Below are 13,443 nucleotides of genomic sequence, written 5' to 3'. Positions count from 1 at the left end.
CCAGACGGGGGGCCCGATGCAGGGGCTCAGCGCCGTCGCGGACCCCGCGAGCCGTAAGGTCGTGGTGGTGGGGGACCGGGGAAACATCGACCAGGCCGCCAAGATCGTGAAGGAGCTGGACGTGGACTCCAAGGTGGGGGACTTCCACGTCTACAAGCTGAAGAACATCGACGCCACGGCGGCGGCCGAGCAACTGAGCAAGGTGCTGGCGGCATCCTCCCTGCTGCAGCCGAACCAGGAGGGCAAGTACCCCGCCACGGTGGTGCCGGACCTCACTACCAACAGCCTGATCTTCGCGGCCACCCAGAAGCAGTACGAGGCCCTGACGGGGGTGCTGGACGCCATCGACGTCCAGGCCAAGCAGGTGCTGCTGCGTGGCTTCATCGCGGAGATCAACGTCACGAACCTGGACCGGGCCGGCGTGGACTGGAACATCCTGGGCGGCCAGATCTGGGACAACGTCATGCTGGGCGGCATGGGCCAGCTGGGCGAAGGGGCCGTCCCCTCCCAGTTCGCGCAGTGGTTCAGCGAGCTCTCGAAGAAGGAGGAGCTGGTGGAGCGCAACGGCTCCACCTACTCCGTGAAAAACTATAAGCCCCTCGCGCTGATCTATGCCTCCATCGAGATGCTGAAGAAGTACGACGCCGTAAACGTCCTCTCCGTGCCGCGCCTGATGTGTACGGACAACAAGGAGAGCTCCTTCCAGGTGGGACAGGTGATCCCCGTCCTGAAGGCCAGCACCTCCGAGCTGTCGAACCCCAACGCCACCCAGCAGAGCTACGACTACAAGGACACGGGCCTGACGCTCACCGTGACGCCCCACATCCGAAGCGGCAACGTGGTGGCGCTCGACATCAAGCAGACGACGGAGGACGTGCTGACGGCCACGGGGTCCGTGACGCCCGTGACGGCGAAGCGGGAGGTGCACACCTCGGTGGTGGTGGCGAACGGGGAGACCGTAATCCTGGGGGGCATGATCAAGGAGACGGAGCGGGCCCTCAGGCGGCGCGTGCCGGGCCTGTCCTACATCCCCCTGATTGGCAGCCTGTTCCAGAAGGTCTCGAAGGAGAAGGAGAAGGTGGACTTCGTCATCTTCCTGACGCCCCAGATCATCTCGAACCCCGAGGAGATGCGGGGCGCGACGCTCCGGGCCTCCGGCCTCACGGACGCCTTTGCCTCAGCAGACGTCACCAACGGGGATGCGAAGGTCTTCCCGTCCGGCGCGCGGCCTTTGCTGGCGAGCATGGACGTGAACCCCATCGAGCGCGAGGTCGATCGCCGCTTCCAGGAGCTCTATCACGAGAGCGTCCGAAAGAGCAGGAGGCAGTAGCGATGCCCGAACGCCTGAGGAGCGTGGACGTCCGGGCCCTGGGAGAGGACCCGGAGGCCACCGCCCTCCCCGTCAGCGGGGACGCGCCGCTGCCGCCCCTGCCGGACGCAAAGGAAGTCTCCGAGCTCCTGCCGGAGGGGATGGGCCTTGACGTGCTGCGCCAGGGCGGCGTGGTCCCCCTTCGCATCGACGACGGCGTGCTGATCGTGGGAGCGTCGTCCCTGGACGCCTGGCCGAAGGCTCAGGTGCTGGCCACGGCCCTGGGGCGTCCCGTGGAGATCGAGCTGCGCACGGAGTCGGAGGTGAGCGAGCTCCTGCGCAAGCTCTACGACCTTCGCAGCGTGGCCGCGGACGAGGCGGCGCGGAAGATGGAGGGCATCGACGACATCGAGGACCTGAGCCGGGAGGACGTGTTGAGCGACTCGGTGGACGTGCCGGTCATCCGTCTGGTGAACGGCCTCTTCGTGGACGCGCTGCGCCAGCGCGCCACGGACATCCACGTGGAACCCTACGAGGACGACGTCCTGATCCGCTTTCGCATCGACGGCGTGCTGCAGGACCGCCTGCGCCTGCCGCGCACGCACCAGGCCCCGCTGACGAGCCGCATCAAGGTCATGGCCAAGATGGACATCGCGGAGCACATGACGCCCCAGGACGGCCGGATCGGCATCACTCTGGGGGACAGGGCGGTGGACGTCCGGGTGGGGCTCGTGCCGACGCAGTACGGCGAGCGGATGGCCATGCGCCTTCTGGACAAGGGACACGGGCTCCTGACGCTGGAGGACCTGGGCATGGAGAGGGAGGAGCGCGAGACGATGGAGGCCCTGATCCACCGCCCCCACGGCATGATCCTCTTTACCGGCCCCACGGGGTCGGGAAAGTCCACGAGCCTCTACGCTATCCTTCAGGCCCTGGCCCGGCCGGAGGTGAACATCATCACGGTGGAGGACCCCGTGGAGTACGCCCTGCCGGGAGTGGCGCAGATTCAGGTGAACGAGAAGGCCGGCGTGACCTTCGCCTCCGCCCTGCGCTCCATCCTGCGGCAGGACCCGGACATCGTGATGATCGGGGAGATGCGCGACTTCGAGACGGCCCACATCGGCGTCCAGGCCTCCCTGACGGGGCACCTGGTGCTCTCGACGCTCCACACGAACGACTCCATCGGTGCCATCATTCGCCTGGTGGACATGGGCATTGAGCCCTACCTGGCCGCCAACTGCATGATCGGAGCGGTGGCCCAGCGCCTGGCGCGCCGCCTCTGTCCCCACTGCATGAGGGAGGTGGCCCCGCCGGCGGCCATGGCCCGTCAGGGGTTGAAGCGGGCGTTTGAGCCCGTGGGCTGCTCCGAGTGCCACAACACGGGCTACAAGGGGCGCATCGGCCTCTACGAGCAGTTCGTGGTGGACGAGGCGGTGCAGGAGGCCTTCGTGGCCGGCGCGACGGCCTCCAGGCTGCGGGAGATCGCACGGGAGGGCGGCTTCCGCACCCTGTGGGAGATCGGGCTCTCCGCCGTCGAGGCGGGGCGGACCTCGCCGGACGAGCTGATTCGCGTGGCGGGGGAGGAGTGACATGCCCCACTTCACCTATTCGGGTTACGACGCGCGGGGGAAGCAGACCAGGGGGACGGTGGAGGCCTCCTCCTCCATGCAGGCGGTGGAGCGTCTGACGGAGCGCGGCGTGGTGGTGGTGGACGTCGCGGCGGCGACGGAGAGGAAGCGCGGCGGACGCCCGAAGCTCCTGTCCCTCGACGCACACATCTTCTTCTGCCGCAGCCTGGCGTCCTACCTCAAGTCCGGCCTGCCCTTGGCGGACTCCCTGAGAATCATGGCGAAGCAGGCGCGGGACAGGCGCATGGGCCCGGCGCTGGAGAAGCTCCTTGCCGAGGTGGAGGGCGGGCGGAAGTTTCACACGGCCCTGGCCGAGAGCGGCGCCTTCCGCGAGAGTCTGTGGCGCGTGGCGGAGTCCGGCGAGCAGAGCGGCTCCCTCATCTCCGTGCTGGAGGAGGCTGCGGAGCAGTTCAAGCTGGAGGACGGCCTGGTGCGCAAGATTCGCGGCGCGATGACGTACCCCATCGTGATGGCGGTGGTGGGGGTCGGCGTCGTCACCTTCATGCTGACCTACGTGGTGCCGAAGATCTCGTCCCTGTTCGAGGACATGCACCAGACGCTGCCCCTGCCGACCCGCATCCTGATCGGCCTGTCCTCCTTCATCATCAACTGGGGCGTCTGGGTCCTGGTGGGGCTCCTGCTGCTGTTCCTGTGGATGAAACGGCGCGGGAAGAAGATCGCGATCCCCTTCATGCGGGGCATCAACGAACAGCTGACGCTGGCGCTCGTGACCTCGCACATCAGCACGCTCTTGCGCTCCGGAATCCCCCTGGTTCAAGCGCTGCGGATGGCCTCTTCGATGGACCCCAGGGCCAAGCGCTGGCTGGACTGCGCGGAGATGGTCAAGGCGGGGCACCGCTTCGACAGGGCCCTTGAGAAGACGGGCTTCCCGGAGGAGATCGTGGCGGTGGTCCGGGTGGGGGAGATGGGCGGCGAGCTGTCCCAGGCGCTCTCGAACGTTTCCGGCCAGTGCCGGGAGATCGCCCAGAGCCGGATGGAGCGCCTCTCGACGCTCATGGAGCCCATGATGGTGCTGCTTTTGGGCGTTTCCGTGGGTTTCATCGTCCTGGCGATTCTGACGCCGGTGTTCGACCTGGCGGGCATCGTAAAGTAGCGAAAATTAACGCTCCCGCATGTTGATTTGGCGCGGGCGCGCTTTGGGAGGAACGTGAGATGAGCAAGACGAAGTACGGTTTACACATGGCCCGTCGGCGCGGCTTCACGCTGATCGAGATCATGGTGGTGGTGGTGATCCTCGGCCTTCTGGCGGCTCTGGTGGTGCCGCGCATCGGCCCCCAGGTGGCGGAGGCCCAGCGCACGATGGCCCGGTCGCAGATCAAGAGCTTCGAGGAGGCCCTTGAGATGTACCGAATGCACAACGGCTTCTACCCCTCCACGCAGCAGGGGCTGGACGCGCTGGTGAAGGCGCCCACCATCTCCCCCGTGCCGAAGCACTACATCGAGGGCGGGTACTTGAAGAAGGTACCGGACGACCCCTGGGGCAACCCCTACATCTACCGCAACCGAAACGGGCGCATCCAGATCGTCAGCACAGGCCCGGACGGCGAGGAGGGCGGTGAGGGCGAGGGCGCGGACGTCACGAACGATGACTGATTTCCCGCCCTTCGGGGAGGTGCGGCGGCCCGGCTTCACGCTGATCGAGATTATGATCGTGATCACGATCGTGGGGCTCATGGCCGCCGTCTTGGTACCACGCATCTCTTTTTACTACGAGCCTCCCTCGGCGCTGCTGCAGCGCAGCGTGGAGGAGGCGGGGGACCTGGCCCTGTCCGGGGTGTCCATCCGCTTCGTGCTGAAGCCGGAGGAGCGCTCTAGGCGCGGCCGCATCGACGTGGAGGCGCTGGTCCGTCAGGCCCCGGACAGCCGGGACCTCAGCGTCTTCCTGGGCACGGCCAGGGCGCGGGAGGGCGTGTTGGCCTGGAGCCCCGTGAAGCTGGCCTACCCGCCGGCGGGAGAGGGCTGGAGCATGGAGCCGGAGGTCGTCTACTTCTACACGGACGGCTCCTGCACGCCGGCCCGGATATCCTGGGCGGACCCAGGGACGGCGGAGAGCGCAGCGGAACGCTTCCTCCTGACCGTGACGGGCTACTGCGCCCCGGTGCCCCGGCGGGACCGCTGACGGCCGTGCCAGAGACCTCCGACGGATGAGCCCGTCCGGGGGATACGATGTCGTTCGAACGACCGCCGGACGGAAGGTGCCGGCGCAAAGGGGCCGATGGGGCGACGTGCCCCATCGGCCCTTTACCTTTGTGCTTCGGGGCGCGGGGACCGATCAGGTCAGGGCGCCCGTGTGCTTCGGCTGGAAGAGCAGCCCCGCGAGGCAGCAGGCGATGGAGACTGCCGTGCCGCTCAGGATTGGGTCCACGGGCAGGTCCAGGAGGAGGACGGCCGCGACCGCCGATGGGCCCAGAACGATCGCAGCCACGATGAAGGGCGGACGAATGTGCCCCTTCAGCATCAGGGCGCAGGTCATGGGGGCGAACACCACTGCCCCCCGCAGGCCCATGGAGAGGAAGCCCAGGTCGTTCAGCTTGCTGTCGTGGGCGAGGACGGCCAGCGCCGCCCCGACGACGAGGATCCCCACGATGGTGAGGCGCGTCGCCAGGAGCTCCTTCGAGGCGGTGTCGATGCACTTCGTGGCGCGCCGGTACAGGTCCTCCACCAGGATGGTAGCCATGCCCAGCGACAGCCCCGCCCCGCCGCCGATCACCGTGATCAGGAGCGTCCCCAGCACGGCGCCGGCCATCAGCGGCGGCATGTGGTCCATGGCGAAGGCCGGCAGCACGTGCAGCGTGCTGGCCAGGACCGGAAGGTCGGGGATGGCCTGTCCTGCGGCGGCGAGCGCCTCCACCTCCGCCTGGGTGATGTAGTGGGCGCGCACCGAAAGCCCCATGAGGATGCCCGCGGCTCCGAGGATGGGGATCAGGAGGGCGCTGATCAGCACGCCCCTGCGCGCCGCCGCGTCGGTCCTGGCGCTCCAGACGGCCTGGGCGTAGGTCTGGGTGGAGAGGACCCCAACGATGAGGGACAGGCAGGAGCCCATGTCCGTGGGGAGGCCGCGGGCAGTAAGGCTGGCGAAGCGCTGCGCCAGGTCCCCTCCGTCCGCCACGTTGGGGACGTTGGCGGCGGCGCGCTGGACCATCCCCAGGGGAGTGCCCGCCAGGAGGTTCGAGAGCGTCTTCGAAAGTCCGGTAAGCCCGCCCTCGAAGCGCAGCACCAGTACGATGCCGGCCATAAAGGCCAGGTAGAGGAGGGCCACCTTCACCACGCCGCCCATGCCCGCCCCCCAGGCGCCGCCGAACACGACGTAACAGCCCATCACGGCCACGGTCAGGACGGCGGCCCACGCCATGGAGAGGTTGGGGAACAGGATCGTGAAGATACCGATGCAGGCGATGATCTGCGACAGCACGGTGATGAAGATGCCCACGGCGCTCAGCACGGTTCCGATGCTCTCCGCCGTTCCGCCGTACTCCTTCGAGATGACCTGCAGCTCCGTCACGCAGCCGCTGGCCCGGAGGGCGCGGACGTAGCCCAGGGCCATGAGGAGGCATCCCAGAGCCGACCCCAGGGTGAACCACCAGGCCGTCAGGCCGTAATAGAAGGCCATCTGCGCAGAGCCAATCGTGGACTGAGCGCTGACGAGGCTCCCCATCAGCGCGCCGCAGACCAGTGCGGGCCCCGCCTGGCCGCCGCCGGTCAGAAAGTCTGTTTCATTCTTCACCCTCCTGCCCGACCAGACCCCCACGCCGACGATCAGCGCCAGCACCAGCACGATCCCCAGCCCCATCTGAAATTCCATGAGATCAATCCCCCCTGCCGCAGCGGCGGCTCTGAAATGACTTGTGGTCCTGCATCCCGCGCCCTCTCACCGGCTTGCCGCCCTTCGCGGTCATGGCGCAGGAAATCCGCGCCTGTGGTCCTCTTCGCAGTCTTTATCCACTTCGTCGAGGGCGCTCTCGAAGGCGGGAGGCCCCTTCCGGAGGCACGCCGCGTCGGCGAGGCGGGCCGTCAGCGCCCCCAGGCGCTCCGTCAGCGTGTCCAGGGAGTAGGCGAGCTTCAGGCAGGCGAGGAGCATCAGGTCCTCCTGAGCCGTCCCGCGGGCGGGGTCCCCGCAGGCGTCTTGGAGCAGGGCCTGCACGCGGGAGAGTGTCGCGTCGTCCAGCGGGGTCTTGATGGTGTAGGTCCTCTTTCCGACGGTCAGGGGCACGTTCCTTGGCGCCTTCACGACCGTCAGCCCCGCTGCTGTTCCATCACGAGTTCGATGAGGCGGTCGTTCAGGGTCTGGAGCTTCGCCTCGATCTCCGTGCCGCTGCGCTCCACGTGTGCGGACTCATCCGCCGCCTCCTCGAGGGCCCGCGCCATCTCCTGGCGGACGCGGACGCACTCCTCGTCGCGCTCGGCGACGCAGGCGCTGAGGCGGGCCACCTCACGCCGCAGGTCGTCCCTCTCGTCGATCAACGTTTCGATCTGCTCCGCGAGGCGATCCACAAGGTTCTCAATGTTCCTCAGTTCCATCCGTACAACCACTCCTCCTCCGCACGGTACGGCCCTGCCGGGCCGGAGGCTCGACAGGGCCGGGATGACTTACCGTATATTGTACCCTTTCCGCGCCAGGGTGTCCCGCACCTTCCGGTGGATGGACTCCACTTCCTCGTCCTTCAGGGTGCGGTCGGGGGCGCGGTAGTTCAGCGAGTAGGCCATGCTGACGAGGCCGTCGGGCACGCCCTTTCCCGCGTAGACGTCGAAGAGGCGAAGCGTTTCCAGGATGTCGCCCCCCGCCTCGTGGGCGGCCTCGCGGACGTCCGCAGCCACCTCGTCCTGGTCGCGCCCCGCCGGCACGAACATGGAGATGTCGCGCAGGGAGGCGGGGAAGGGGCTGCCGGGCTTGTAGCGTGGCTTGCGCAGCACCTCGAGGGGCGCCAGGTCCAGCTCGAAGAGGCAGACCGGCCCCGTCACGTCCAGTTCTTGCTCCAGGGCCGGCTTCAGGCGGGCCAGCCAGCCGATCCGCCTCTCCCCTTCCGGCGTGACGGCCCGAACCTCGGCCGTCTGCCCGGAGTGGGCGAAGGGCTCGCGGCCCCGCACGAAGCGCGGCGTCAGCCCCCGGCCCAGGAGCAGCGCCTCGACGTCCGCCCGGACGCTGTAGAAGTCCTCCTCCTGCCCCTTCCATGGCGTGCGGGGGTCCGTGCCGTTGAAGGCCAGCCCCGCCACGCGGTCGATCTCCACATGCTCCGCCGCGCCGGGCGCGGTCCTCAGGAAGGCGCGTCCCTGCTCGAACGTCCGTACCGCGCCGCGCCAGCCGGAGGCCAGGGTCGTCCGAAGCCCCATAAGCAGCCCCGGCACGAGGGTGGTGCGCATGGCGATCTGGTCGCGGCTGATCGGGTTGGCCAGCGTCAAGGGGTGCGCCCGCAGGTCCTCGTCCGGCAGGTGCAGCCGGGCCGGAAAGTCCTCGGGCAGGAAGCTGTAGGTCATGACCTCGGTGTAGCCGCGCGCCACGAGGGTGCTGCGCAGGGCGGCGGCCAGGCTGGTGGGAGAGCCCACCTCCGCGCGGACGGGCATCTCGCCCGGCAGGCGGCCCGGCTCGTCGTTGTAGCCCCGGAATCGGCCAACCTCCTCGATGAGGTCCTCCTCGATGGAAACGTCCGGCCTCCAGCTCGGCGGCAGGAAGGTCCGGGCGTCCTCCGTTCCGCCGCAGCGCGCGATGCCGAAGCCCTCGAGGATCTCCTGGGCCCCGTCCATGTCGTCGAAGGACAGGTAGACGGAGAGCTTTCGCCGCGTCAGGGTCACGGGCTTCGGGGCGGGGAGGGCGTTCTCGGCGGACAGCGGACGGCAGCTCACGTCCGCTCCGCACCAGTCGCGCAGGAGGGACAGTGCCGCGGAGAGGGCCGTCGCGGAGAGGGTGGGGTCCACCGTGCGGGAGAAGCGGAAGGCGGCCTCCGAGGCGATGCCGAGGCGACGGGCCGTGTGCCCCACCCGCACGGGGGAGAAGCAGGCGCTCTCCACCACGATCGTTCGGGTGTCCGCCGCGATGCCGGTCTGCTTCCCTCCCATCACGCCGGCCAGGGCGATGGGGGTCCCGCCGCTCGTGATGAGCATGTCGCGCTCCGTCAGGAGGCGCTCCTTGTCGTCCAGGGTCGTCATGCGCTCGCCCTCGCGGGCGGCGCGCACCGTGATCTCCCGCTCCGGCAGCGTGTTGAGGTCGAAGGCATGGAGGGGCTGTCCCAGCGCCAGCATGACGTAGTTCGTGGCGTCCACGGCGTTGGTGAGAGGCCTCATGCCCATGTGGCTCAGGTCGATCCGCGCCGTCAGGGGCGACGGCCCGATCCCGGCGCCTGTGGCCAGCCCCAGGCGGTAGCACAGGCAGCCCCGGTCCGGCAGGGAGATGGCGCCGAACCGTTCCGTCCAGTCCTCCTCCTGCTTCAGGGGCGCCATCCACGCGGGCGTCCTGAGCGTCGCGCCGGGGAAGAGCCCCTTCAGCTCCCTGGCCAGACCGAGGAGGCTCAGGAGGTCACCGCGGTTCGGGGTGACGGAAACGTCGAGCACCGTGTCCCCCAGGTGGTAGAGGGCCTCCGCCGGGACGCCCACGGGGGCATCCGGGGGCAGGATCAGGAGCCCTTCGGGGGAGTCCACGTCCGGCAGGCCCAGCTCCTCGGCGGAGAGCATCATCCCCGCGCTGTCCACGCCGAAGAAGTCGCGCATGCCGAGCTCCGTGCCGTCGGGCAGGATGGAGCCGGGGGGCGCGTAGAACACCAGGTCCCCCTGCTTCATGTTCACGGCGCTTGTGATGCAGAGGGACTGCCGTCCATCGCCGGCGTCCAGACGGGCGACCGAGAGGCGGTCCTGAGTCGGGTGCTTCTCGAGGGAGGCGATCCGCGCCGTCACGACGCCCCTCATGGCCCCCGCCGTGCGCCGCAGGCCCTCGACCTCCGCGCCGGAGAGCGTCAGGCGCTCCGCGGCCTCCTCCGGCGAAACGCCGACGTCGATAAAGTCCTTCAACAGCTCCCAGGATACGAGCATCAGGCATCCCTCCCCGACAGGAAATAGGAAACGTTGCCGTCAAAGAGCAGGCGCAGGTCGGCAATGCCGTACTTCAGCATGGCCATGCGGTCCAGCCCCAGGCCGAAGGCGAAGCCGTTGTAGCGCTCCGGGTCGATGCCTCCGGCCCGCACCACCTCCGGATGGACCATGCCCATGCCGCCGGCCTCGAGCCATCCCGTGCCCTTGCACACGCGGCAGTGGGAGTCGCGCCCGCCGCACACCACGCACTCGATGTCGAGCTCCATCGAGGGCTCCGTGAAGGGGAAGTAGCTGGCGCGGAAGCGGTTCTTCAGAGTACGGCCAAAGAAGGCGTTCACCGCCGCCCCGATCGTCCCCTTCAGGACCGCGAAGGACACGTCTCGGTCGATCAGGAGGCCCTCCATCTGGTTGAACATGGGGGAGTGGGTCGGGTCGTTGTCCCGGCGGTAGACCTTGCCGGGGCAGACGATGCGCAGGGGAGCGCCGTACTTCAGCATGGACCGCACCTGGACGGGCGAGGTGTGGGTGCGCAGCAGCGTGCCGTCCGGGAAGTAGAACGTGTCCTGCATGTCGCGGGCCGGGTGCCAGGAGGGCATGTTCAGGCAGTCGAAGTTGTAGTGCTCCTCCTCCTTCTCCGGACCCAGGGCCACGGAGTAGCCCAGGCCCACCATGATCTCCGCCATCTCGTACATGGTTTGAAGCACGGGGTGAAACGCCCCCGCCGGGCGGCCGCGGGAGGGCAGCGTCACGTCGATGCGTTCTCCCGCCTCCTGCGCCTCGTTCTCCGCGTCGCGCAGCTGGCGCCTGCGGGAGGAGAGCTTCTCCTCCATCTCGTCGCGGAGGGCGTTCAGGTCCTGTCCCGCCGCGGGCCTCTCCTCTGCGGAGAGCTTGCCAAGGGAGCGCAGGAGCGCCGTCAGGGCGCCCTTCTTGCCCATGCAGCGCACGCGGACCTCCTCGAGCGCCTCCGTCGTGGAGGCGTCGGCCAGCTCCCGTTCAAAGGAGGCGCGCACCTCCTGCATACCCTTCATCAATTCGTCGTTCACAATATCTCAGCCTCTTCCGGAACGCCGGCCCCATTCAGGACGGCACAAAACGAAAAGGGGCCCCCGTCGTGCCTGCGACGGGGAACCCCAGGGACAGCCTTTAAAAAGTCGGGGCCGCGATCGCCCCAAGCCGCGGCGACGGCCTACCTGAGGGCGGACTTTGCCTGCCCCACGAGGGAGCGGAAGGCCTCCATGTCGTGAATGGCCAGCTCGGACAGCATCTTGCGGTTCATGACGACTCCGGCCCGCTTCAGCCCGTTCATGAAGACGCTGTAGCTCATGCCCTCGGAGCGCACAGCGGCACTGATGCGGGTGATCCACAGGCGACGGTAGTCGCGCTTCTTGCGCTTGCGGTCGTTGTAGGCTCGGGACAGGGCGGCGAGGTAGGCCTCCCGCGCGCGGCGGTAGGCGTGCTTGTGCTGCCCCCAGTACCCCTTCGTGACGGTAAAAAGCTTCTTCCTCTTCTTGTTGCTGATCGACGCACCCTTAACGCGCATTTGTCATCAATCCTTTCAAACGGACAAGAACAGCGGGACGTCCCTAGTAGGGGAGCAGGTGGTTCATCTGCTCCATCAGCGTTTCCGTGACGTAGCCCGTCTTGCGCAGGGTACGCAGGCGCTTGGCTCCCTTGTGGACCATGATGTGGGAGCGGCCGGACTTGCGATAGGCCAGCTTGCCGGTCGCCGTGCGGAAAAAGCGCTTCTTTGCACCGGAGTGCGACTTCAGTTTCATCTTAGGCATCAGAACATTCTCCTCACTCGTAGGACTGTCTTTCGAGGCCGCGGCGCGCCTTTTGGCGGCCGATGATCAGGCCTCGGCGGCTTCGGCCGACTCTGGAGCGGGCTTCTTTGCCTCCGCAGCGCCCTTGGCGCCCGCCTTGGCCGAAGCTTGGGGCGTGGGCGTCACCAGGATACGCATGTAGCGCCCCTCCATCTTTGGGGAGTCCTCACACTTGCCCAGTTCACCGCACTCCGCGATGACCCGGTTCAAGACGTCCTCGCCGCGGTTGAGAAAGGCCATCTCACGCCCTCGGAAGAACACGGAAACCTTGACGCGATGTCCCCCTGCAAGGAAGTTCTGGATGGCCTTCATCTTGAAGTCGAAGTCGTGCTCGTCGATCTTCGGGCGCATCTTGATTTCCTTCAGGGCCTGGACCTTCTGCTTCTTCCTGGCGTCCTTCTCCTTCTTCTGCAGCTGGTAGCGATACTTGCCGTAGTCCATGATACGACACACGGGCGGCTTCGCCTGCGGGGCCACCTCCACCAGGTCCAGCATCTTCTCCTCGGCCATACGTATGGCCTCACGAGTGTCCGTCTGCCCCACCTTGACCCCGTTCTCGTCTATCAGCAGCACGTTTGGCGCTGTGATCTCCTCGTTGACACGCGGCGCGTCCTCATCCGTTCTGGGCAATATGAGCCTCACCTCCACTGTGATCGTTCCGCCCGACGCAGCCCATAAAAAACGGGGGACAAGCGTCAGCCCATCTCCCGTTGAAATCCGCCTCCGGCTCGCGCCGGTTGAAAAGCGTTCTTCGCAGCCCGCCAGCGGTCCGCCGGGCGGACGCCGAACAGGCGAGAGGGGCCAACCTCTGCTTCGCACGAAATTCGTCCTGCAACTATAGCACAGTCCGCGCCAAAGGACAAGGGGGTGGGCGCGGAAGCCCAAACTAGAAACGCAAATGAATTGTAATCCGAGCTGTTTTTTCAAACACTACCTGCTTCTGCTAGAATAGGTCATGAAAAACCAATTGGAGAGAGGTGACAGACGGTGAACGAAAGACTTCAGACTCTGCCCATAGGCATCCAGAGCTTCGAGATGCTGCGCCGGGAGGGGCTTCTCTATGTGGACAAGACCCATCGGCTGCAGAAAATCATCTCAAGCGGGAGACGGTACTTCCTGTCCCGCCCTCGGCGGTTCGGCAAGTCGCTGACGCTCTCGACGCTTGACGCCCTGTTCAGTGGCAAGGCGGAGCTGTTCCGCGGCCTTGCCGTCGAGGCGTGGGCCGCAGAGCAGGCGGAACATCCCGCGCCCGTGCTGCGGCTCGACATGAGCATGATAAATGTCAGGGACATCGATCAGTTTGAAGAGTCCCTTAACAGCGCGTTGATCTGGAGGGCGGAAGATGCAGGCGTGACGCTCTCCAGTCAGCAGCCCAGCGATAAGTTTCAAGAGCTTATCCGGGCCCTCTACAAGCAGGGCGGGCCTGTGGTCGTCCTGATCGACGAGTACGACAAGCCCATCCTGGACAAGATCGGGAACCTGGAGGCGGCGGAGGCCATGCGCGAGGCGCTCCGCACCCTCTACACCGTCCTCAAGGGCTGCGACGAGTACCTCCGCTTCGTCATGCTGACCGGCATCTCCAAGTTCACGAGGACCGGCGTCTTCTCCGCCATGAACAACCTGCGGGACATCTCCATGGTGGAGG

14 protein-coding genes are annotated in these 13,443 nt (G+C 67.2%); 6 read left to right on the top strand and 8 right to left on the bottom strand.

What is annotated here, in order from left to right; all coding sequences use genetic code 11:
* The 5 genes from ACO41U_RS07950 to ACO41U_RS07930 form a co-directional block, all read left to right on the top strand.
* Window positions 1-1,330: type II secretion system protein GspD (locus ACO41U_RS07950; RefSeq protein WP_485942977.1), on the top strand; the 1,330-nt coding region annotated here is incomplete at its 5' end.
* Window positions 1,331-1,332: 2 nt separating this feature from the next.
* Complete coding sequence (locus ACO41U_RS07945) at window positions 1,333-2,898, top strand: GspE/PulE family protein (protein ID WP_485942975.1); 1,566 nt, start codon at window positions 1,333-1,335, stop codon at window positions 2,896-2,898.
* Between the two features lies 1 nt (window position 2,899).
* Window positions 2,900-4,051, top strand: coding sequence for a type II secretion system F family protein (locus tag ACO41U_RS07940; RefSeq protein ID WP_485942973.1), 1,152 nt, complete (start codon window positions 2,900-2,902; stop codon window positions 4,049-4,051).
* A gap of 59 nt (window positions 4,052-4,110) precedes the next feature.
* Window positions 4,111-4,551 (top strand): type II secretion system major pseudopilin GspG, encoded by a 441-nt coding sequence (gene gspG / locus ACO41U_RS07935; RefSeq protein WP_298777404.1) that lies wholly within the window; start codon window positions 4,111-4,113, stop codon window positions 4,549-4,551.
* The gene (locus tag ACO41U_RS07930; protein ID WP_485942971.1) at window positions 4,544-5,077 is read left to right on the top strand and encodes a prepilin-type N-terminal cleavage/methylation domain-containing protein; all 534 of its coding nucleotides are present in this window, start codon (window positions 4,544-4,546) and stop codon (window positions 5,075-5,077) included. The genes gspG and ACO41U_RS07930 overlap by 8 nt, the downstream gene beginning before the upstream one ends.
* 153 nt (window positions 5,078-5,230) lie before the next feature.
* Here ACO41U_RS07930 and ACO41U_RS07925 read toward each other — a convergent pair whose 3' ends face one another.
* The 8 genes from ACO41U_RS07925 to infC all read right to left on the bottom strand — a co-directional run bounded on the left by ACO41U_RS07925 (window position 5,231) and on the right by infC (window position 12,428).
* Complete coding sequence (locus ACO41U_RS07925) at window positions 5,231-6,760, bottom strand: sodium:solute symporter family protein (RefSeq protein WP_485942969.1); 1,530 nt, start codon at window positions 6,758-6,760, stop codon at window positions 5,231-5,233.
* 90 nt (window positions 6,761-6,850) lie between these two features.
* A complete protein-coding gene (locus tag ACO41U_RS07920) occupies window positions 6,851-7,186 on the bottom strand; it encodes a hypothetical protein (protein WP_485942967.1) in 336 nt (111 codons plus the stop codon).
* Between the two features lie 5 nt (window positions 7,187-7,191).
* Window positions 7,192-7,476 (bottom strand): hypothetical protein, encoded by a 285-nt coding sequence (locus ACO41U_RS07915; protein WP_485942965.1) that lies wholly within the window; start codon window positions 7,474-7,476, stop codon window positions 7,192-7,194.
* 69 nt (window positions 7,477-7,545) lie between these two features.
* Window positions 7,546-9,975, bottom strand: coding sequence for a phenylalanine--tRNA ligase subunit beta (pheT, locus tag ACO41U_RS07910; protein ID WP_485942963.1), 2,430 nt, complete (start codon window positions 9,973-9,975; stop codon window positions 7,546-7,548).
* Window positions 9,975-11,021, bottom strand: a complete 1,047-nt coding sequence (gene pheS, locus ACO41U_RS07905; RefSeq protein WP_485942979.1) for a phenylalanine--tRNA ligase subunit alpha — start codon at window positions 11,019-11,021, stop codon at window positions 9,975-9,977. Before pheS ends, pheT begins: the two co-directional genes overlap by 1 nt.
* Window positions 11,022-11,161: 140 nt before the next feature.
* On the bottom strand, window positions 11,162-11,515 hold the full coding sequence (gene rplT, locus ACO41U_RS07900; protein ID WP_298777917.1) for a 50S ribosomal protein L20: 354 nt from the start codon (window positions 11,513-11,515) through the stop codon (window positions 11,162-11,164).
* Window positions 11,516-11,558: 43 nt separating this feature from the next.
* The gene (gene rpmI / locus ACO41U_RS07895; RefSeq protein WP_298777919.1) at window positions 11,559-11,759 is read right to left on the bottom strand and encodes a 50S ribosomal protein L35; all 201 of its coding nucleotides are present in this window, start codon (window positions 11,757-11,759) and stop codon (window positions 11,559-11,561) included.
* Between the two features lie 66 nt (window positions 11,760-11,825).
* Window positions 11,826-12,428, bottom strand: a complete 603-nt coding sequence (infC, locus tag ACO41U_RS07890; RefSeq protein WP_298777921.1) for a translation initiation factor IF-3 — start codon at window positions 12,426-12,428, stop codon at window positions 11,826-11,828.
* A 357-nt stretch (window positions 12,429-12,785) separates the two neighbouring features.
* Here infC and ACO41U_RS07885 point away from each other — a divergent pair.
* Window positions 12,786-13,443: AAA family ATPase (locus ACO41U_RS07885; protein WP_485942960.1), on the top strand; the 658-nt coding region annotated here is incomplete at its 3' end.

The organism is Fretibacterium sp., from assembly GCF_057312375.1.
The sequence above is the reverse complement of the archived record's forward strand: the minus strand, read 5'-3'. Positions and strand labels throughout refer to the sequence as shown.